Here is a 19,480-nt window from a genome sequence, read left to right as displayed (position 1 = left end):
CGACGCAGGGTCAGGGTCAGCATCAGGGCCAGGGCGCCGGCGATGACCAGGGTGGCCAGGGCGCTGAGCACGGTGGCGGTCTGGGCGGCTGCGGCGCGCTTGGCGCTGTCGGCGGCGGCGGCGTCGGTGTGGGTCTGGCCCGCCTGCACGATCTGGTGGAGCAGGGCGCTCATCTTGCCGTACTCCTCCTCGAAGGGGGCGGCGAAGCCGGCGGCGGTGCCGAAGTCGGTGGTGATCATGGCGCAGATCACGTCGAGGGCGTCGCGGGTGTTCTTCAGGTCCTTGAGCAGATCGTCATAGGACTTCTTCTGGTCCTCGGGGGCCACGGCGCGCGCCGCCTGGACCTCCTTGGAGATGGAGTCGATCTCGGTCAGCAGCGCCTGGCTATCATTGCCGATATTGGCGGTGTCGATCGACGCACCCTGGTGGGTCAGCAGGAAATACAGCTGGCCATGGACGGCGGTAATCCGTTCCGAGACTTTCTGCATTCGCAGGCTGTTGGGCATGTCCACCTGAACAACCTGCTTCAATTCCGCGGCTTGGCCGCGTTGCAGGATGATCGCTCCGGTGGCCAGGCAGGCCAACATCACCAGGGCGAAGGCGGGCGCGAAGCCGATCTTCATGATCAGCGGCGTATCCACGAGCCGAAGGCGGTTCACTCGAATTCCCCCCGTTTAATCACGGTTAGCGTCGCGGTCACCATGACGCGAGGTTGCTAACCAATTGTCACCGGAATGGGGTTGGTGAAGATTTCTCGCCGGTCCCGATTCATAGAGACTCTGGCCGCTGGGGCTCGCTCTAGCCGTTCATCGCACACTGTTATGTTGCGCTGGCTCAGACTCTCTTAACCTGAATTCGCGACATTCCCATCAGCTCAAATCTAGAAAGGAGTGGGGCTATGCGGAATATCATCAAGATCATGGGCGGTTGCGCCCTGGCTCTGGCCTTCGCCAATCAGGCGATGGCTGGATCCTTCGACGAGACCATGGGCAAGTGCCTGACGAAGAACGCGAATACGCGGGACTCGGCGGTCGTCATGCTGGAATGCACCGCTGACAGCGGCAAGCTGACCGAATGCAAGGTGCTGGAAAACAGCGCGCCGAACAAAGGCTTCGACAAGGCGGCCCTGTGCGTCGCCGACGCGTTGCCGATGGGCTCGAAGACCGGGACCGTGAAGGTTCCGATGCGCTTCCCCGGCGGCGGCTAAGCCTCGGCTAAAGAACCTCTGTTCTTATACAAGCACGCCCCCAGCCTCACGGCTGGGGGCGTTTTGCTGTGCGCGAGGGCGATGTGCGACATTCCGTCGCGGCTAGTCCTGGCGAACCCGCTGCAGCAGGGCCATGGCCCCGGCGGGCGCCCGAACCTTTCCCTCGCGGATGAAGTAGGCGAACACATCGCGCGGCCCCGCTGACGGCGGCTGGGACGACACTGGCGTCAGGTCGGCGGGAACCTGACCCTGGGCGTAGTCGCCGAAGCGTCTGGCCCAGAGATCCAGGTCGGCGGCCGGATAGCAGGTCTCGATCTCGTCGGAGCCGGCCATCAGCCGGGCATAGGCGAAGTCGGCGGTGAGGTCGGGAATGAACGGCGCGCCCTCATTCTGCGACAGGCTGATCGCCACCCCCCGGGCCCGGCACATGGCGATGAAGGCCGGATCGAAGAAGCTGGCGTGGCGGACTTCGACGCAGTGGCGCAGGGCCACGCCGTCCTGAGACGCCGGCAGCAGATCGAGGAAGGCCTCGAAGTCGACCGGGTCAAAGGCCTTGGTGGCCATGAACTGCCAGAGGATCGGCCCCAGCTTGTCGCCCAGCTCGACCAGACCCTGGCCCAGGAACTTGCCGATCGAGTCCGCGCCCTGGGCCAGAACCTTTCGGTTGGTGCAGAACCGCGAGGCCTTCAGCGCGAAGACGAAGCCCTCCGGAGCCGTCGCCGCCCATTTGGCGAAGGTCTCCGGCTTCTGGCTGGAATAGTAGGTGCCGTTGATCTCGATCGAGGTGACATGGCGCGTGGCGTAGGCGAGCTCGTCGGCCTGCCTCAGCCCGGCGGGATAGAAGGCGCCGCGCCAGGGTTCGAAGGTGAACCCGCCCATGCCGGAGCGGATCACCGCGGCCTTGCCTGCAGCCTGCGCCATGCCAGATTCCCTATTTGCGCGCGCTTGAGGTCTTGTCGCGCTCGGCCTTGAACTCCGAGCCCGCCTTCCACTCCGGCCATTCGTCGGAATTGGCCAGCCGCAGCCCCAGCGCATAGAGCAGGGCGCCGTCGAGGCTCGCGCCCGTCAGGTCCCAGTCGGGGGAATATTCATCGGCGGGCTGGTGATAGCGATCGGCGACAAAGGCCTTGGCCAGGGCCTCGCCCCGGACCTTGCCGCCATTGACCAGGTCCTGGCCGGCGCCGAACGACAGGGCCGGGACCCCGCGCTTGGCGAAGGGGAAGTGGTCGGAGCGGAAGAAGCTGCCGGCGCCCGGACGCGGGTCGGGGCTGTAGCTGCGGCCATGGGCCTGGCCGATGGCGATCAGGTCGTCCTGCAGGGTCAGGGGGGCGTCGCCGGAGGTGGTGAAGTCCTTGGCCGGGCCGTTGGCCGCTATGCCATCCATATTGATGTCGCCGACCGTGGCGGCCAGGGGATAGAGCGGGTTGGCGGCGTAATATTCCGAGCCCAGCAGGCCCTTCTCCTCGGCGGTCACAGACAGGAACACCACCGAGCGGTCGGTGCGCGGGGCCATGGCGAACTGGCGGGCCATCTCGATCAGCATCGAGGAGCCCGAAGCGTTGTCGAGCGCGCCGTTATAGATCTTGTCGCCCTTGGCGTCCGGCAGGCCGACCCCCAGGTGGTCCCAATGGGCGGTGTAGATCACCGTCTCGTTCGGACGCTTGGTCCCGGGCAGGATGCCGACGATGTTCTTGGAGACGATCTTCTCGGCCTTGACCGCGTAGTCGGCGGAGAAGGTCACGCCGGTCAGGGTGACCGGCTTGAAGTCGCGGGTCTGGGCCTGTTTCTTCAGGGCCTCGAAGTCGAGGCCGGCGGCCTTGAACAGGTCGACGGTGACGTCACGCTGGATCCAGGCCTCGACCGGCGCATGGCTCTTGGTCGGGTCCGCGCGGATGATGTCGAAGACGGTGTTGGTGTTGGAGTTCTTGACCGTGTTCCAGCCGTAGGAGGCCGGGGCGGTCTCATGGATGACGATGAAGCCGGCGGCGCCCTGGCGGGCGGCCTCCTCGTACTTGTAGGTCCAGCGGCCGTAATAGGTCATGGCCTTGCCGCCGAAATCACCGCTTCCGGTCTCGAAGTCGGGGTCATTGACCAGGACCAGCACGATCTTGCCCTTCAGGTCGACGCCCTTGAAGTCGTCCCAATTGCGCTCCGGCGCCTTCACGCCATAGCCCACGAACACCACGGGCGCGTCCTTGAGGGTGACATGGTCGGCGCCGGTCTCGGCCGCGCGGATGGCGATCTGTTCGCCTTGCGTCCAGGCCTGGGTCTGGCCGGCGATCTTCACGCCCACGGAGATCGGGCCGATGATGTCGAACTTGGCCAGCGGCACGTCCTGGGTCCAGGCGCGCTTGCCGTCCTTCAGGTCGCCGCCGGGCTGCAGGCCGACGGCCTTGAACTGCTCGGTCATGAACTGGACGGTCTTGGTCTCGCCGGGCGTCGCGGGGCCACGGCCCTCGAAGGCGTCGGAGGACAGGACCTTGATATGGTCGGCCAGCAGGGCGGGGTCGATATCGCCGGGGGCGGCGAAGGTGGGCTGGGCGAAAATGGCCCAGGCGCAGGCGGTCGCCAGCAGAATTCGTTTCATGTGCACACTCAATGGGGGACGTATATTGCGCTGAGCCTAGTCATTCGCATCCGGCTCGGCTAGGGACGTGCGGCGCGAAGGCCACGCTTTCGCGCCATGGTTAGATTTGTATCTGTCCTGCAATTCTGGCGTCGCCTACCCGTGTTCTGGGAGCCGACGAGCAGGTCCGCGTCGCGCCTCCCCAAAGCCGATATGATCGGTGGCGATTCGCGGTCCCACCACGAAGAAGAGATGATGCGTCCGCAAGCCTTTATCGTCGCCGGAATGGCCTGCCTCACGCTGGGCGGATGCGCTTCGGCGCGCAAGCCCGACACGCGGTTGCCTGCCGCCTTCGAAGCCGCCCAGGCGGCTGACGCGGCCGCGCCGCCCGCAGCGGCGCTGGATGTCTGGTGGACCCAGTTCGGAGACGCCGAACTCACCGGGCTGATCGACCAGGCCCTGAAGGCCAGCCCTGACGCCCGCGCCGCCGCCGCGCGCCTGGCCGAGGCCCGGGTCACGGCTTCCAGCGCCCTGATCGCCTTCCTGCCCCAAGGCGACGCCAAGGGCTCGACCAAGGAAACCCACACCACCCAGACCTCGGGTACGGTGATCAATATCCCGGGCTTCTCCTCCAACGGGAAGAGCACCGCCGACAGCGCCAGCTTGAACGTCAGCTGGGAGGTCGATCTGTTTGGCCGGATCTTCGCGGTGGCCAAGGCCGCGCGGGGGGACACCGCCGCCGCGCGGTTCGACTATGAGAGCACCCGCGCCAGCCTGGCCGCCAATGTGGCCGACACCTATTTCCAGGCCCGGGGCCTGGCCATCCAGCTGGAAGACGCCCGCCAGACCCTGCGCATCGAGCAGGCCCTGCAGAACGTCGCCGATATAAAGGCCCAGCGGGGCCTGGGCTCCAGCGCCGACGCCGACCGCGTGGCCGGCGACCTCTCGCAAGCTGCGGCCCAGGTCGCCAGCCTGGAGGCCGAACTCAAGGCCACACGCCGCACCCTGCTGGTGCTGGTCGGCCGCGGCGCCGAGCCCCTTGCCAATCTTCCGGTCGACGCCACGGTGGGCGTGATCCCGGAGGTTCCGGTCTCGATCCCGGGCGCCCTGCTGGCCCGCCGGCCCGATGTGCGCGAGGCCGAGGCCAAGGTGATGTCCGCCGCCGGCCGCAAGGACTACGCCCGCCTGGCCTTCTTCCCGACCTTTACCCTGACCCCCGGGATCGGCCTCTCCAAGAGCGAGCAGCCGGGCTATTCCTCCGGCACCCGCAACTGGTCGATCGGGGCGGCGGTGTCGCAGCCGATCCTGTCGATCCCCAAGCTGCTGGTCGATCTGAAGACCCAGGACGCCCGCACCGAACAGGCGGTCATCGCCTATGAGAAGGCGGTGCAGACCGCCTATGGCGAAGCCGATAACGCCCTCGTCCGCCTCGACTCCGACCGGCGTCGGGTGGACGAATTGAGCGGCGGAGAACGCCGGGCCGGACGGGCCTATGAGGCCTCCCGCGTCCGTTACGCCGCCGGCCTCGACGATCTGTCGAGCGCGCTCAGCGCCGAACAGTCCTGGCGCTCGGTCCGGTCCCAACTCACCGCCGCCCAGGTCCAGGCCCTGCGCCGGGCGGTGCAAACCTACAAGGCGCTGGGAGGCGGCTGGCCGTCCTCCACCGTGCGCACTCTGAAAGAGGCACGCTAGACGTGACGAGATCTTCCCTTCCCCTCGCCCCGAACGCCAGGCTCACGCTTGGGGTGGTCCTGGCCGTCGCCCTCGCGGCCGGCCCCCTGGCCGGCTGCGGCCGCAAGGCCCAGGTCAAGGAGACCGAAGCCCAGCGGGCCCGCGCCGTTCGCGTGGTCCGGATCGAAGCCCAGCCGATCAATGGGGCCCTGGCCGCCACCGGCGTCCTGCAGCCCCGCGAGGAGGCCGCCGTCCTGCCGGAGGTCACCGGTTATCGGGTGGCCAGGGTGCTGGTCGACGAGGGGACCTATGTCCATGCCGGCCAGACCCTGGTGCAGCTCGACGGCGCCCTGATCTCGGCCCAGCTCGACCAGCAGCGGGCGCTCGCCGCCCAGGCCGCCGTCCAGGCCGAGCAGGCCGAGGCCCAGGCCAATCGCGTCAACGGTCTCGACGGCCAGGGCGTGCTCTCGCAGGAGGCGCTCGACCAGCGCCGCTTCCAGGCCCGCGCCGCCCGCGCCACCGCCAACGCCCAGGCCGCCGCGCTGAAGGACATCTCGACCCGGTCCGGCAAGCTGTCGGTCTCGGCGCCGGTCTCTGGCCTGGTTCTGGAACGCAATGTCCGCCCCGGCGACCTGTCGGCGGCCAGCGCCACCCCCTGGTACCGCATCGCCCAGGGCGGCCAGATCGAGCTGAAGGCGGAACTGTCCGAGGAAGACGTCGCCCGGGTCCGCCCCGGCCAGCATGTGACGGTGATCCTGCCGACCGGCTCCAGCGCCGAGGGCACGGTGCGACTGGTCTCCCCCCAGGTGAACACCCAGACCAAGCTCGGTTCCGTCCGCATCAGCTTGCCGGTGCGCTCCGACATCCGTTCCGGCGGCTTCGGCCGCGCCCTGTTCCAGGACGCCGCCGGCCAGAGCCTGGCCGTGCCCGAGACCGCGGTGCGCTATGACGCCGACGGCGCCAGTGTCATGACCGTCGACGCCAACAACCGCGTCAAGCGGGTGGTGGTGCAGACCGGCGCCCGGGGTGGCGGTCTGGTCGCCCTGACCAAGGGCCCGCCGGCCGGCGCCCTGGTCGTGCAGAACGCCGCGGCCTTCCTGCTGGATGGCGACCTGATCCGTCCCGTGGTTGGTGAGGCCGCCCAGCCCGCGAGCGCTCAACGATGAGCCACCACGATCCCTATGCCGGCCAGTCGCAGGGCGGCGGGTTCCGCATCTCGGCCTGGGCGATCCAGAATCCGGTGCCGGTGGCGGTGCTGTTCATCGCCCTGATCCTGGCCGGGATGGTTTCCTACACCGGCCTGCCGATCAAGCAGTTCCCGAACGTCCAGTTCCCGATGGTCTCGGTGACCGTCACCCAGAACGGCGCCGCGCCGTCGGAGATGGAGACCCAGATCACGCGTCCGATCGAGGACGCCATGGCCGGTATCTCCAACGCCAAGAACATCTATTCGACGGTCTCCCAGGGCGTCTCGACCACCAATATCGAGTTCGAGCTCGGCGAAGATCTCCAGAAGAAGACCGATGACGTGCGCTCCCGCGTGGAACAGACGCGCGCCGTGCTGCCCCAGGGCATCGACCAGCCGACGGTCACCCGGGTGGAGTTGGACAGCCAGCCGATCCTGACCTACGCGGTCGAGGCGCCGGCCATGTCCGACACCGAGCTGTCCTGGTTCATCGACGACACCGTCTCGCGCAGCCTGCAGGCGGCCAAGGGGGTCTCGCAGATCTCCCGGGTCGGCGGGGTGAACCGCGAGATCAATGTCCTCATCGACCCCGACAAACTGGCGGCGCGAGGCCTGACCGCCGCGTCTGTCAACACCGCCCTGCGCGGCTTCGACCTCGACGCGGCCGGCGGCCGGGCCCAGGTGGGCGGTCGCGAACAGACCCTGCGGATTCTGGGCGCCGTCAACACCCTGGACGCGCTGCGCGCGCTCACCATCCCCACCGGATCAGGCCGCTATGTGAAGCTGACCGATATCGCCGAGGTCGGCGACGGCTCGTCCGAAGTGCGCGGCTTCGCCCGGCTGAACAACCGCCCGGTGGTCGGCTTCCAGGTGATGAAGACCCGCGACTCCAGCGACGTGGTGGTCGATGACGGGGTGATCAAGGCGCTCGCCAAGCTGGAAAAAACCCGGCCGGGCGTGAAATTCACGCGGATCTTCTCGTCGGTCGACGAGACCCGCGCCTCGTTCCGCGCCACCGAGCACGTGCTGCTGGAAGGCATGATCCTGGCCGCCCTGGTGGTGTTCCTGTTCCTGCGCGACTGGCGCTCGACCATGATCACCGCCTTCGCCATGCCCGTGTCGCTGATCCCGACCTTCTTCATCATGAGCCTGATGGGCTTCTCGCTGAATGTCGTGACCCTGCTGGCGCTGACCCTGGTGATCGGCATCCTGGTTGATGACGCCATCGTCGAGATCGAGAACATCGAGAAGCGCGTGGCCCAGGGCATGCGGCCCTATGAGGCCTCGATGATCGGCGCGGACGCCATCGGCCTGGCGGTCGTGGCCACGACCATGGCCATTGTGGTGGTGTTCACGCCGGTGTCCTTCATGAAGGGCATGGCCGGCCAGTTCTTCCGCGAGTTCGGCCTGACCGTCTCGGTGGCCGTCCTGTTCTCCCTGGTGGTGGCCCGCCTGCTCACCCCGCTGATGGCGGCCTATCTGCTGAAGCCCGCCAAGCAGGCCCATGCCCGCAAGCCCTTCGAGGGCTTCTACCGCAACGCCCTGGAATGGGCGCTCGACCACCGCATCATCGCCTGTATCGCCGGCGGCGTGATGTTCGTCGGCTCGCTGTTCCTGGCCACCCTGCTGCCCCAGGGCTTCCAGCCGGCCGGCGACCCCGACTATGTCTATGTGAACATCCAGGGCCCGCCGGGCGCCTCGGCCAAGGCCATGGAGGACACCGCCTCGCGGGTCAGTCGGATCTTCGAAGGTCGTCCCGGCGTGCGCGGCGTGTTCACCCAGGTCGGCTCCACCGCGGCCAGCGGCGGCCCCGGCTTCGGCGGCGGTGGCGGCGGCAGCGACCTGCGCGACGGCACGGTGATCGTGCTGCTCAACGAGAAGCGGTCGATGACCGGCAACGACCTCAAGAACGCCACCCGCCAGGACCTGCGCGAGATTCCCGATGCGCGGGTGTCCTTCCTCGACTTCCAGGGCGGCGCCGGCATCTCCCAGGTGCTGACCGGCGACGATCCCGTGGCGCTGCAGAGCGCGGCGCTCGAGCTCGAGAAGGAAATGCGGACGATCCCGATCATCGCCGATCCCCGGCCGTCCGTGCCGCCGACCGGTCCTGAACTGGTGGTCCGTCCCCGCGCCGACGAGGCCGCCCGCCTGGGCGTCTCGGTCGACACCATCGCCCAGATCGCCCGGGTGGCGACGCTCGGCGACATCGACGCCAATGTGGCCAAATTGACGGCCGGTGAGCGCCGCATCCCGATCCGCATCCGCATGCCGGCCGAAGCCCGCGCCGACCTGGAGCGGATCAAGGCCCTGCGCGTGCCGACCGCCGCGGGCGGCATGACCACGCTGGACGCCGTGGCCGACATCAGCTTCCAGGCCGGTCCGTCCCAGATCAACCGGTTGAACCGCAAGCGCCAGCAGACCGTCCAGGCCGAGCTCAACGGCTCGGTCCAGGGGCCGGCGGTCAAGGCGATCCAGCAACTGCCGATCATGAAACATCTGCCCCCCGGCGTGGGGCCGGCCCAGACGGGTCAGCTGGAAGCCATGGCCGAGCTGTTCGGCTCCTTCGGCCTGGCCCTGATCTCCGGGGTGTTGATGATCTTCGGGGTGCTGGTGCTGCTGTTCCGCAGCTTCTTCAAGCCGGGCGTCATCCTGACCGCCCTGCCGCTGTCGTTCGGCGGCGCCTTCCTGGGGCTGCTGATCTTCAACCTGTCGCTCAGCATTCCCTCGCTCATCGGCTTCCTGATGCTGATGGGCCTGGCCGCCAAGAACTCGATCCTGCTGGTCGAATACGCCATCGAGCGCGAACGTGAGGGCGTGCCCCAGCGCGAGGCGCTGCTGGAGGCCTGCCGCGAGCGGGCCCGGCCGATCGTCATGACCACCATGGCCATGGCCGCCGGTATGCTGCCCACCGCGCTCGCCCTGGAGAAGGGCGCCGAGTTCCGCCAGCCCATGGCCGTGGCGGTGATCGGCGGCCTGATCACCTCGACCCTGCTGTCCCTGGTCCTGGTGCCGGTGGTGTATGAGTTCGTGGACGACTTCGAGGCCTGGCTGCGGCCCAAGCTCGCCAGGATCATCACCCCGCGCGAGGCGAAGCCCGAGCCCACCGTCGGCTGAGGCGGGGTCGCTGTTCAAGCGGCCTGACCTCGGTCTATGGTCCCCCGATCAGCTGGGGAACGGATATGGCGAGCTTTTCGGGCGGTGCGTCGCTGATGGCGGGCTTCAGGCTGCTGCGGCAAAGGCCGGGCCTGCTGGCGCCCTGGGCCCTGGCCTGGCTGCTGGTGGGACTGGCGCCCCAGATCCTGCCCTATGCGGTGTTGTGGCCGGACGTGGTGGCGGCCTATGGCCCGATGTTCCACGACGCGGTGGCGGGAATCGAGCCGGATCAACAGTCCGCCGAACTGATGACGCTGCAGAACCGCATGCTGCCCTTCAGCCTGTTGCAGCTGCCGCTGTCACTTGCGGGCCTCAGCATCCTCTACGCCGCCGTCTATCGGGCGGTGCTGGAGCCCAAGGCCAAGGGCTTCGGCTATCTGCGCCTGGGGCGGGCCGAACTCTGGATGATGCTCACCCAGGCGGCGGCCCTGGGCCTGTTCGTCCTGGCCTCCATCGCCGCCCTGATCGTCGGCGCCATCGCGGTCCTGGCCATCCGGATCGCCTCCGGCAATGACGACGGGGTGACGGGGATCGCGACCTTCGGCGCCTGCCTGATCGCCGCCATCCTGCTGGGCTGGTGCGCGGTGCGTCTGTCGCTGGCCCTGCCCATGACCTTCACTGAGCGCCGGTTCCGGCTTCTGGAGTCCTGGGCCCTGACCCGGGGCCATGGCTGGAAGATCTTCGGGGTGATGGTCGGGCTGGTGGCGATCCTGCTGCTGATGGAGGTCGCCCTGGTCATGGTGGTCATGATCGTGGCGGTGGCGGCCGGGGTCAGCGGCGGACTGACGGGCCTGGAGGCCCAACTCCAGGGCCTGTTCAGCCATCCGCCGGCGGTGTGGCTGCCAGTATTGGGACCCTGGCTGGCGGTCGGGACGGTGGTCTATGCCGTCATGGCCGCCGCCCTGCACGCGATCACCGTCGCGCCCCTGGCCGAAATCTATCGCCAGCTGGCCGGAAAGCCTGCCGCCGAGGCCTAAAGTTCGTGTCGAAGGACCTGGGCGAACAGCTCCGGATCGACATTGCCGCCCGACAGCACCAGCCCCACGGTCGCCCCGGGCCTGGCCTGGGCGACCTTGCCGGCCAGCAGGGCGGCCAGACAGACCGAGCCGCCGGGCTCGACCACCAACTTCAGCACCTGGAAGGCGTAGCGCATCGCCTCCGCCACCTCGGCGTCATCGACGACGGCGATATCGGCCAGGGTCATCTGCAGGATGGGGAAGGTCAGCGCGCCGGGCGAGGGGGTCTCCAGGGCGTCGCAGAGCGAGCGGGTGGTGGGCTTCAACAGCTGGCGTGCGCCGGCCTTGAGCGACTTGGCGGTGTCGTCGAAGCCGGCCGGCTCGACGCCGACGATCTCGGTCGCCGGCGACAGGGCGCGCACCGCCAGCGAGGTCCCCGCCATCAGTCCGCCGCCGCCGACCGGCGCCATGACCAGGTCGAGTTCGCAGCCCAGAGCGCGCGCCTGGGCGACCAGTTCCAGCCCGACCGTGCCTTGGCCGGCGATGATGTCGGGATCGTCAAAGGCCGGGACCACCACGGCCCCGCGCATCGCGGCGGCCTCGGCGGCGATCGCCACCCGGTCCTCGGTCAGCCGGTCATAGAGCCTGATCTCCGCCCCATAGCCCCGCGTCGCCTCGACCTTCACCGAGGGCGCGTCGGCCGGCATGACGATCAGGGCCGGCATGCCCAGCAGCCGGGCGGCCAGCGCCACCCCTTGCGCGTGATTGCCGGAGGAGAAGGCCACCACCCCGGCGCGGCGCTGTTCGGCGCTGAGCTGCGACAGGCGGTTATAGGCGCCGCGAAACTTGAAGGCTCCGACCCTCTGCAGGGTCTCGGGCTTGATCAGCACGCGCAGGCCCAGCCGCTCGTTCAGGGCCGGGCTTTCGATCAGCGGCGTTTCGATCGCATGGCCCTTCAGCCGGCCGGCGGCGGCCTCGATATCGGCGAAGACCACGCTCATTTGGCGAACACCATGGCGTCGTCGGCGAAGGCCTTGAACTCCAGCGCATTGCCGGAAGGGTCGAGGAAGAACAGGGTCGCCTGTTCCCCGGGCTGACCCTTGAAGCGGATCTGGGGTTCGATGACGAACCGGGTTCCGGCGGCCTTCAGCCTTTCGGCCATCTCCTCCCACTGGGGCAGGGTGAGGATCGCGCCGAAGTGGCGGACCGGCACGTTCTCGCCGTCGACGGCGCTGGTGTTGCGGTGGCCGGCCTCGTCGGGGGACAGGTGGGCGACGATCTGGTGGCCGTAGAAATCGAAGTCGATCCAATCCGGGCTGGATCGGCCTTCGGGACAGCCGAGCAGGTCGCCATAGAAGACGCGGGCCTCGGCGAGGTCGCGGACGGGGAAGGCCAGATGGAAGCGGGGCAGGGTCATGATCTCCTCATAGCGCCGCCTCCGGCCCCGCGCGAGAGGGGCGGGGCGCAAGCCGGGACTTGACGGCGAAAGCGCCACGGGCTCTACACCGGCTGACTGCGACCCAGGCGCCCGAGCGGCCCGGCGTGGTCACCGAAAATCGATCAAGTCCACCCGCCGAGAGCCTGTCGAAGGGCGTGGTTGGACCCGCGCGGCAGGCTGCGGAATCGTATCTGATGGCCAATGTGACTGTGATCGGCGCTCAATGGGGCGACGAGGGTAAGGGCAAGCTGGTCGACTGGCTGTCGAACCGCGCCGACGTGGTGGTGCGCTTCCAGGGCGGCCACAACGCCGGTCACACCCTGGTGGTGGGCAATCAGGTCTACAAGCTCTCGCTGCTGCCCTCCGGCGTGGTCCAAGGCAAGCTGTCGGTGATCGGCAACGGCGTGGTGGTCGATCCCTGGCACCTCCTGGAAGAGATCGCCAAGATCGGCGCCCAGGGGATCAAGATCACGCCAGAGCTGCTGGTCGTGGCCGACAACGCCTGCCTGATCCTGCCCCTGCACCGCGACCTGGACCAGGCGCGCGAGGCCGCCGCGGTCAACAAGATCGGCACCACGGGGCGCGGCATTGGCCCGGCCTATGAGGACAAGGTCGGCCGCCGGGCCATCCGGGTCGGGGACCTGGCCGATCGCGAGGCCCTGGAGGCCAAGATCGACCGGCTGCTGGCTCACCACACCCCCTTGCGCCGAGGCCTAGGCCTGCCGGACTTCGACGCCGCCGGCCTGCTGGCGGAACTGGAGGCCATCGCGCCCAAGATCCTGCCCTTCGCCCAGCCGGCCTGGCGGCTGCTGGACGAGGTGGTGAAGTCGGGCAAGCGGGTGCTGTTCGAAGGCGCCCAGGGCGCGCTGCTGGATGTCGACCACGGCACCTATCCTTATGTGACCTCGTCCAACACCGTGGCGGGCCAGGCCGCAGCCGGATCGGGCCTCGGGCCCAAGGGGCCGGGCTTCGTGCTGGGGATCGTCAAGGCCTATACGACCCGGGTCGGCGAGGGGCCGTTCCCCACCGAGCTGTTCGACGAGATCGGCCAGCACCTGGGCACGGTCGGCAAGGAGTTCGGCGTGGTCACCGGCCGGCCGCGCCGCTGCGGCTGGTTCGACGCGGTGCTGGTGCGCCAGTCCGTGGCTCTGAACGGCATCGACGGTATCGCCCTGACCAAGCTCGATATCCTGGATGGCCTGCCCAAGCTGAAGATCTGCGTCGGCTACAGGCTGGGCGACAAGACCTTCGACTATCTGCCGGCCGGGCTGAAGGCCCAGTCGGCGCTGGAGCCGATCTATGAGGAGATGGAGGGGTGGAGCGAGAGCACCGCCGGCGCCACCTCCTGGAAGGATCTGCCCGCCAACGCGGTGAAATATGTCCGCCGCGTCGAGGAACTGATCGGGGCGCCGGCCGCCATGGTCTCCACCAGCCCACAGCGCGACGACACCATCATGGTCCGCGATCCGTTCCAGGACTGAAGCCCTCGGGGTGGAGGGGCGCGGCACGGCGTCCCGGCCGCCCTTGCGTCAAGCTGATCTTTACGGTCGGGGGCCTAACTAGGGGCTTCAGTTCGTTGGTTTGGTCCCCGGTCGCCTCGTGTTCAACGATGAGTCAAAGCTGATCGCGCGCATGGCCCCCCGGCTGCGCAAGGTGCTGGTCATCGACCCGGCGCCCGCCAGCGCGCGGCTGCTCGGCGACCTGCTGCGCAATATCAGCCATGGCGAGGTCTATATCGCCTCCACCAACAAGCGCGGACTGGAGCTGGCCGGCCAGGTCGACCCGCAGCTGATCTTCGTGGAGCTGAACGGCGCGGGCACCGACGGCGTCGACTTCGCGCGCAAATTCCGCCGCAGCGATCTGATCTGCCGCCAGGCGCCGATCATCGTGGTCACCGCCACCGCCACCGCCCAGTCGATCATGGCCGCCCGCGACGCCGGTGTGCATGAATTCCTGCGCAAGCCCTATACCGCCAAGGAGCTGGTCCGCCGGCTGGAGGCCGTGACCTTGCGGCCGCGCGACTGGGTCGAGGCGGTGCAATATATCGGCCCCGACCGCAGGCGCTTCAATTCCGACGACTATACCGGCCCGCTCAAGCGTCGCTCCGACAGCAAGGCCTCGACCGATTCCCAGCGCATCCTGCAGGCTCTGCGGATCATCAAGGCGGCGCTGACCGCCCTCGACAGCGATCCCGCCCAGGCCATGCGCGCGCTCAGGGCCCAGGCCGGCGACCTGCAGCGGGTGGCGGTGAACATCTCCGACATGTCGCTGGCCACCGAGGCGGCCGACCTGCAGCGCTGCCTGCTGGCGTCGGCCCAGCGCGGCGTGCTCGACCCCGCCGAGATCACCGGCTTCGCCGCCCCGTTGCTGGAGCGGCTTCCGGCCGACGACGCCAACCGCGCCAAGCCGCAATCGGTGATGCTCTAAACCAAAAAGTCAGAGCATTTCTTGATCCGAAAAGTACGTCACACTTTTCGGGGAATGCTCCAGCCAGACACGAAACGCCCGCCGCTCCGGTCTGGAACAGCGGGCGCAGTCGATCGATCTTCAGATCGTTCAGGCGTCGACGAGGTGCTTGGCCTCGGCGGCGGCCTTCATGGACTTCTGCAGTTTCTCGAAGGCGCGGACCTCAATCTGGCGGACCCGCTCGCGGCTGACGCCATATTGCGAGGCCAGTTCTTCCAGGGTGGTCGGATCGTCCTTCAGCCGACGTTCGGTCAGGATGTGACGTTCACGGTCGGACAGCTCGGTCATGGCCGTCTCGAGCAGGCTCATGCGGATCGTGCGTTCCTGGCTCTCGGCGACCTGGGTCTCCTGGCTGACCGCGTCGGTGTCCTCCAGCCAGTCCTGCCACTCGCTCTCGCCGTCGGCGCGCAGGGGCGCGTTCAGTGAGGCGTCGGGGCCCGACAGCCGGCGGTTCATCGAGATCACTTCTTCGTCCAGCACGCCCAGCTTGGTGGCGATCTCGCTGACCTGGTCGGCGCGCAGGTCGCCTTCCTGGAAGGCCGAGATGGCGCTCTTGGCCTTGCGGAGGTTGAAGAACAGCTTCTTCTGGGCGGCGGTGGTGCCCATTTTCACCAGGCTCCAGGAGCGCAGGATGTATTCCTGGATCGAGGCGCGGATCCACCACATGGCGTAGGTCGCCAGGCGGAAGCCCTTGTCGGGCTCGAACTTCTTCACCGCCTGCATCAGGCCGACATTGCCCTCGGAGATCACTTCCCCGATCGGCAGGCCATAGCCGCGATAGCCCATGGCGATCTTGGCCACCAGGCGCAGGTGGCTGGTCACGAGGCGGTGGGCCGCCTCGGGGTCCTCATGTTCCTTCCACGCCTTGGCCAGCATGAACTCTTCGTCCTTGGCCAACATGGGGAACTTACGAATTTCGGTCAGATACCGGCTCAGGCCGCCATCAGGCGACATGACCGACAGTGCGGTCGCAGCCATGGAATTATCCCCTTCCCTCGTGCGGACTTCAGGTCGGCGCGCGACAAGCCGCGCGAGGCCGTACGCCCCCTCCAATCCTCAGATAGGTATTGATCGGCGGCGGCGTAAGAGGGCCCATCTGGGAGGACGGCCCGAAAATCCGAGTGCTCAACTCAGGTATTTCTAGACCTGGATCGGGGCGCCATCAAGGCGTCGGCCGCCCAGTCTTTCTCACAGGGCTGCGAGCAATGCTTCCAGGTCGGCCATGTCCGGCGGCAGGGCGCTCTCGAACCTCAGGGCCTCTGCGGTGATCGGATGGACGAAGCCCAGGACCCTGGCGTGCAGGGCCTGGCGGGCCAGGCCCGCCTGGACCATGGCGTCCCGCACGGCCTGGGCTGGCGCGCCGGCTCCATAGACCGGATCCCCCAGGCAGGGCGAACCCTTGGAGGCCATGTGCACGCGAATCTGATGGGTGCGACCAGTCTCCAGCCGGCAGGCCACCCGGGCGGCCAGGGGCTTGTCCTGGGGCCCGAAGGCGCGCTCGACCCCATAGTGGGTGACGGCCTCGCGGCCGCCGGTCTTCAGCACCGCCATCTTCTTGCGATCCGCCTGGGAGCGGCCCAGCCGGGTCGCGATGGTCCCGCGCGTGGGATGCGGGGCGCCGCGGACCAGGGCGACATATTCCCGGTCGATGTCGTGGGCGGCGAACAGGGCCGACAGCCCCTGGTGGGCGGCGTCGGTCTTGGCGACCACCAGCAGGCCGGAGGTGTTCTTGTCGATCCGGTGGACGATGCCGGGCCGCGCCACCCCGCCGATCCCGGCCAGGCTGTCGCCGCAGTGATGCAGCAGCGCATTGACCAGGGTGCCCCGCTCGCTCCCGGGCGCCGGGTGGACCGCCATGCCCGGCGGCTTGTCGACGATGATCAGATAGGCGTCTTCATACACGACCCTGATCGGTATGGCCTCTGGCTGCGGCAGGGCCGGCTCCGGCGGTGGGATGGCCAGGTCATAGGTTCCCGCCTGGGCCTTGGCCGAGGCGTCGGTCAGCACCTTTCCGTTCAAGGTTAAACGACCTTGGGCGATCAGGGCCTGGAGCCGGGCGCGGGACAGGTCCGGGATCAGGTCGGCCAGGGTCTTGTCCAGCCGCGCGCCGGCCTGGTCGGCGCCGAGCGCCAGGCTCAGGGTCTCGCCGCCGGCCCCGTCTTCCGCAGCCGGATCGCCAGTCTCTTCATCATCGAGCGCGAGATCGGAAGGCGGGGGGATCAGAGGACGTGGCCTTGGCTGAACATCGAACTATCATGCTCCCGTCTTAGGGAACGTGCGGTGTATCGCACGGCGTCCGAAGGGGCGCGAGCAGGGGATGGACGCATGAATATCGATCGTCGCAGGGCCCTGGCCCTTCTCGGCCTCGGCGTCGCCAGTCCGGCGCTGGCCCAGACGCCAGCGCCCTATGCTGGAGCCGTGACCTTCAGCCACGGCGTCGCCTCGGGCGATCCCTTGCAGGACCGGGTGATCCTGTGGACCCGGATCACCCCGGCCGATCCCAATGCCGGGGACATCGCCTATAGCTGGCGGCTGCAGCCGGTGGGCAAGGGCCGCAGGCTGGCTAAGCTGGCCAAGTCCGGCTCTGGGGTCACTGGTCCGGGCCGGGATTTCACCGTGAAGGTCGATGTCACGGGGCTGCGGGCCGGTCGCGACTATACGTTCTGGTTCGAGGCCAATGGCGTCGCCTCGCCCGGCGGCAAGACCCGCACCCTGCCCCAGGGGCCGACCAAGGAGGTGGTGCTGGCGGTCGCCTCCTGCGCGCTCTATCCGAATGGCTATTTCAACGCCTATGGCGCGATCGCGGCCCTGCCCCGGGTCGACGCCGTCCTGTTCGTCGGCGACTACATCTACGAATATGGCGGACCGGACTCCTACGGCATGGATTCCAAGGTGGCCTATTTCCGGCCCCACGACCCGCCGCACGAGTGCGAAAGCCTCGAGGACTACCGGCGCCGTCACGCCCAGTACAAGACCGATCCCATGCTGCAGGCGGCCCATGCCCGCGCGCCCTGGATCGTGGTCTGGGACGACCACGAGACCGCCAATGACAGCTACAAGGACGGGGCCCAGAACCACACCCCGGCCGACGAGGGCCCCTGGGACGAACGCAAGGCCCGGGCGATCAAGGCCTATTTCGAGTGGATGCCGATCCGCGAGCCGGCCGATGGCGGCTTCGCCATCAACCGCAGCTTCCATTTCGGCGACCTGGCCAGCCTGTTCATGCTGGAGACCCGGCTGACGGCCCGCGACAAGCAGCTGGTCTATGATCGCGACCTGCCGGGGCTCGACGGCAAGCCCGACGCCAAGGGCTTCCGCGCCAAGCTCTATGACCCCTATCGCCGGATGATGGGCGAGGCCCAGGAGCAGTGGCTGGCCGACGAGTTGGCCAGCTCGGTGAAGTCCGGCCGCACCTGGCAGGTGCTGGGCAATGAGGTGATCATGGCCCGGGTCAATGTCGCCAGCTTCAAGAAGGAGCTCGACCCGGCGGCCTACGCCAAGGCCATGGCCGGGGTCTCGGCGGCCGGCAAGCAGCGCATGGAGCGGCTGGAGCTGATCGCCAGCCTGGGCCTGCCCTATGGCCTGGACATGTGGGACGGCTATCCGGTGGACCGCGAGCGGGTCTATGCCGCGATCAAGGCGGCCGGGGCTCGGACCATCGTGGTCTCCGGCGACAGCCACGCCTTCTGGGCCAATGAGCTCTATGACGCCGGCGGGACCCGGGTGGCCGCCGAGTTCGGCGCGACGGGGATCACCAGCCCCGGCGGCGGCGACGCCCTGCCGACCGTGCCGCTGGGCGAGGTCTACGCAAAGGCCAACAAGGAGGTCGTCTATAACAACCAGGCGGCCAAGGGCTTCGTGCTGCTGACCCTGACCCCGACCGAGGCGAGGGGCGAACTGGTCAAGGTCTCGTCCATCGTCACGCCCGACTACACGGTCGCGGTCGACAAGGCGTTCAGGGTGACCCCGGAGCCGGGGGGGATCTCGGCGGTCACCGAGATCTAGCGGCGTTCCAGCGCCAGCCGCACCCCGAAGGCCAGAAAGACGCCGCCAGTCAGCCGGTCCAGCCAGCGGACCACGGCGGCGCGCTTCAGCACGCGGGCCAGGGGCTGGGTGGCGGCGATCAGGGCGGCGAACCAGGCGATCCCCAGCACTGCGTGAATGGCGGCGAGGCCAAACATGAACGGCCCAGGGGACACGCCGGTCGGCAGGAACTGGGGCAGGAACGAGACGTAGAAGACGCCGACCTTGGGGTTCAGCAGATTGGTCAACAGACCTCGACGCATCCAGGCCAGGCTGCTGGCGGGCGCTGCAGAGGGCGCCTCCAGGTCGAAGGCGCTGCGCGGCTTGAGGATCAGGCCGATCCCCATCCAGACCAGATAGGCGGCGCCCGTCCACTTGAGCAGGGTGAAGGCGATCGTCGAGGCCGCCAGCAGGGCGCCGAGACCCACCGCCGCCGCCGCGCCCCAGGCCAGGCAGCCCAGCACGATGCCAATCCCGGCCAGGGCCGCCCGCCTCGGCCCCTCGACGGCGGCGGTGCGCAGCACGAGCGCGGTGTCGAGCCCCGGCGTCAGGGTCAGCAGGGCCGCGGCCAGGGTGAAGGCCGTGAGCGCTTGAACAATCGTCATGGTCTCTCCACCAGCTTGCCGTCCTCGACGACCCGATAGAAGCAGGAGCGGAAGCCCACATGGCAGGCGCCGCCATCGCCCTGGGGCAGGACCTTGAGCCACAGGCAGTCCTGGTCGCAGTCGATGCGCATCTCGACGATCTTCTGGATCTGGCCCGAGGTCGCGCCCTTGTGCCAGATCTCGTCTCGCGACCGGCTGAAATAGACCGC

At 68.3% G+C, this 19,480-nt stretch carries 16 protein-coding genes and 1 pseudogene; 8 read left to right on the top strand and 9 right to left on the bottom strand.

The annotated features are described in order from the left end of the window. Positions 1-659, bottom strand: a pseudogene (locus Q7P21_RS10815) (methyl-accepting chemotaxis protein); the annotation flags it as partial. A gap of 260 nt (positions 660-919) precedes the next feature. On the opposite strand from Q7P21_RS10815, the gene Q7P21_RS10810 reads away from it, so the two are divergent. Then, positions 920-1,207 (top strand): energy transducer TonB, encoded by a 288-nt coding sequence (locus Q7P21_RS10810; RefSeq protein WP_304170455.1) that lies wholly within the window; start codon positions 920-922, stop codon positions 1,205-1,207. A gap of 102 nt (positions 1,208-1,309) precedes the next feature. Here Q7P21_RS10810 and Q7P21_RS10805 read toward each other — a convergent pair whose 3' ends face one another. Both Q7P21_RS10805 and Q7P21_RS10800 read right to left on the bottom strand, forming a co-directional pair. After that, complete coding sequence (locus Q7P21_RS10805; RefSeq protein WP_304170450.1) at positions 1,310-2,128, bottom strand: DUF72 domain-containing protein; 819 nt, start codon at positions 2,126-2,128, stop codon at positions 1,310-1,312. A gap of 10 nt (positions 2,129-2,138) precedes the next feature. After that, positions 2,139-3,794, bottom strand: a complete 1,656-nt coding sequence (locus Q7P21_RS10800) for a M28 family metallopeptidase (protein ID WP_304177104.1) — start codon at positions 3,792-3,794, stop codon at positions 2,139-2,141. A gap of 231 nt (positions 3,795-4,025) precedes the next feature. Between Q7P21_RS10800 and Q7P21_RS10795 the strand changes: the two genes are divergently transcribed. From Q7P21_RS10795 to Q7P21_RS10780, 4 genes are all read left to right on the top strand, one after another. Then, on the top strand, positions 4,026-5,465 hold the full coding sequence (locus Q7P21_RS10795) for an efflux transporter outer membrane subunit (protein WP_304170435.1): 1,440 nt from the start codon (positions 4,026-4,028) through the stop codon (positions 5,463-5,465). A 2-nt stretch (positions 5,466-5,467) separates the two neighbouring features. Next, positions 5,468-6,610, top strand: a complete 1,143-nt coding sequence (locus Q7P21_RS10790) for an efflux RND transporter periplasmic adaptor subunit (RefSeq protein WP_304170426.1) — start codon at positions 5,468-5,470, stop codon at positions 6,608-6,610. Next, the gene (locus Q7P21_RS10785) at positions 6,607-9,744 is read left to right on the top strand and encodes an efflux RND transporter permease subunit (protein WP_304177102.1); all 3,138 of its coding nucleotides are present in this window, start codon (positions 6,607-6,609) and stop codon (positions 9,742-9,744) included. The genes Q7P21_RS10790 and Q7P21_RS10785 overlap by 4 nt, the downstream gene beginning before the upstream one ends. A 65-nt stretch (positions 9,745-9,809) precedes the next feature. Continuing rightward, positions 9,810-10,760: a hypothetical protein gene (locus Q7P21_RS10780; protein ID WP_304177100.1), complete on the top strand. Its 951-nt coding sequence runs from the start codon at positions 9,810-9,812 to the stop codon at positions 10,758-10,760. Here the strand turns inward: Q7P21_RS10780 and Q7P21_RS10775 are convergent. Together Q7P21_RS10775 and Q7P21_RS10770 are read right to left on the bottom strand one after the other, a co-directional pair. Beyond that, positions 10,757-11,740, bottom strand: coding sequence for a threonine/serine dehydratase (locus tag Q7P21_RS10775; RefSeq protein ID WP_304170701.1), 984 nt, complete (start codon positions 11,738-11,740; stop codon positions 10,757-10,759). The two genes, Q7P21_RS10780 and Q7P21_RS10775, sit on opposite strands and share 4 nt — an antisense overlap. Continuing rightward, positions 11,737-12,156: a VOC family protein gene (locus Q7P21_RS10770; protein ID WP_304170702.1), complete on the bottom strand. Its 420-nt coding sequence runs from the start codon at positions 12,154-12,156 to the stop codon at positions 11,737-11,739. The genes Q7P21_RS10775 and Q7P21_RS10770 overlap by 4 nt, the downstream gene beginning before the upstream one ends. Positions 12,157-12,371: 215 nt before the next feature. Between Q7P21_RS10770 and Q7P21_RS10765 the strand changes: the two genes are divergently transcribed. Both Q7P21_RS10765 and Q7P21_RS10760 read left to right on the top strand, forming a co-directional pair. Further along, complete coding sequence (locus Q7P21_RS10765) at positions 12,372-13,658, top strand: adenylosuccinate synthase (RefSeq protein WP_304170703.1); 1,287 nt, start codon at positions 12,372-12,374, stop codon at positions 13,656-13,658. A 151-nt stretch (positions 13,659-13,809) separates the two neighbouring features. Continuing rightward, complete coding sequence (locus Q7P21_RS10760; RefSeq protein WP_304170704.1) at positions 13,810-14,604, top strand: two-component system response regulator; 795 nt, start codon at positions 13,810-13,812, stop codon at positions 14,602-14,604. A gap of 129 nt (positions 14,605-14,733) precedes the next feature. Here Q7P21_RS10760 and rpoH read toward each other — a convergent pair whose 3' ends face one another. Both rpoH and Q7P21_RS10750 read right to left on the bottom strand, forming a co-directional pair. Beyond that, a complete protein-coding gene (gene rpoH, locus Q7P21_RS10755) occupies positions 14,734-15,621 on the bottom strand; it encodes an RNA polymerase sigma factor RpoH (protein WP_304170705.1) in 888 nt (295 codons plus the stop codon). A gap of 210 nt (positions 15,622-15,831) precedes the next feature. Beyond that, positions 15,832-16,863: an RluA family pseudouridine synthase gene (locus Q7P21_RS10750; RefSeq protein WP_304177106.1), complete on the bottom strand. Its 1,032-nt coding sequence runs from the start codon at positions 16,861-16,863 to the stop codon at positions 15,832-15,834. 105 nt (positions 16,864-16,968) lie between these two features. Between Q7P21_RS10750 and Q7P21_RS10745 the strand changes: the two genes are divergently transcribed. Then, positions 16,969-18,648, top strand: a complete 1,680-nt coding sequence (locus Q7P21_RS10745; protein WP_304170706.1) for an alkaline phosphatase — start codon at positions 16,969-16,971, stop codon at positions 18,646-18,648. Here the strand turns inward: Q7P21_RS10745 and Q7P21_RS10740 are convergent. Together Q7P21_RS10740 and Q7P21_RS10735 are read right to left on the bottom strand one after the other, a co-directional pair. Beyond that, positions 18,645-19,271: a LysE family translocator gene (locus Q7P21_RS10740; RefSeq protein ID WP_304177098.1), complete on the bottom strand. Its 627-nt coding sequence runs from the start codon at positions 19,269-19,271 to the stop codon at positions 18,645-18,647. The genes Q7P21_RS10745 and Q7P21_RS10740 overlap by 4 nt on opposite strands. Beyond that, on the bottom strand, positions 19,268-19,480 hold a 213-nt coding region (locus Q7P21_RS10735; RefSeq protein WP_304177093.1), incomplete at its 5' end, for a phosphoribosyl-AMP cyclohydrolase. The genes Q7P21_RS10735 and Q7P21_RS10740, both read right to left, overlap by 4 nt.

Source organism: Phenylobacterium aquaticum (assembly GCF_947378715.1).
GTDB lineage: Bacteria > Pseudomonadota > Alphaproteobacteria > Caulobacterales > Caulobacteraceae > Phenylobacterium > Phenylobacterium aquaticum_A.
The sequence above is the reverse complement of the archived record's forward strand: the minus strand, read 5'-3'. Positions and strand labels throughout refer to the sequence as shown.

Excerpts from the sequence above, each read along its gene's own strand:
- Q7P21_RS10760 (WP_304170704.1), top strand. The coding sequence starts at position 13,810 with ATGGCCCCCCGGCTGCGCAAGGTGCTGGTCATCGACCCGGCGCCCGCC.
- Q7P21_RS10745 (WP_304170706.1), top strand. The coding sequence starts at position 16,969 with ATGAATATCGATCGTCGCAGGGCCCTGGCCCTTCTCGGCCTCGGCGTC.
- Q7P21_RS10800 (WP_304177104.1), bottom strand. The coding sequence starts at position 3,794 with ATGAAACGAATTCTGCTGGCGACCGCCTGCGCCTGGGCCATTTTCGCC.
- rpoH (WP_304170705.1), bottom strand. The coding sequence starts at position 15,621 with ATGGCTGCGACCGCACTGTCGGTCATGTCGCCTGATGGCGGCCTGAGC.
- Q7P21_RS10785 (WP_304177102.1), top strand. The coding sequence starts at position 6,607 with ATGAGCCACCACGATCCCTATGCCGGCCAGTCGCAGGGCGGCGGGTTC.
- Q7P21_RS10740 (WP_304177098.1), bottom strand. The coding sequence starts at position 19,271 with ATGACGATTGTTCAAGCGCTCACGGCCTTCACCCTGGCCGCGGCCCTG.
- Q7P21_RS10780 (WP_304177100.1), top strand. The coding sequence starts at position 9,810 with ATGGCGAGCTTTTCGGGCGGTGCGTCGCTGATGGCGGGCTTCAGGCTG.
- Q7P21_RS10805 (WP_304170450.1), bottom strand. The coding sequence starts at position 2,128 with ATGGCGCAGGCTGCAGGCAAGGCCGCGGTGATCCGCTCCGGCATGGGC.
- Q7P21_RS10775 (WP_304170701.1), bottom strand. The coding sequence starts at position 11,740 with ATGAGCGTGGTCTTCGCCGATATCGAGGCCGCCGCCGGCCGGCTGAAG.
- Q7P21_RS10765 (WP_304170703.1), top strand. The coding sequence starts at position 12,372 with ATGGCCAATGTGACTGTGATCGGCGCTCAATGGGGCGACGAGGGTAAG.
- Q7P21_RS10810 (WP_304170455.1), top strand. The coding sequence starts at position 920 with ATGGGCGGTTGCGCCCTGGCTCTGGCCTTCGCCAATCAGGCGATGGCT.
- Q7P21_RS10770 (WP_304170702.1), bottom strand. The coding sequence starts at position 12,156 with ATGACCCTGCCCCGCTTCCATCTGGCCTTCCCCGTCCGCGACCTCGCC.
- Q7P21_RS10795 (WP_304170435.1), top strand. The coding sequence starts at position 4,026 with ATGATGCGTCCGCAAGCCTTTATCGTCGCCGGAATGGCCTGCCTCACG.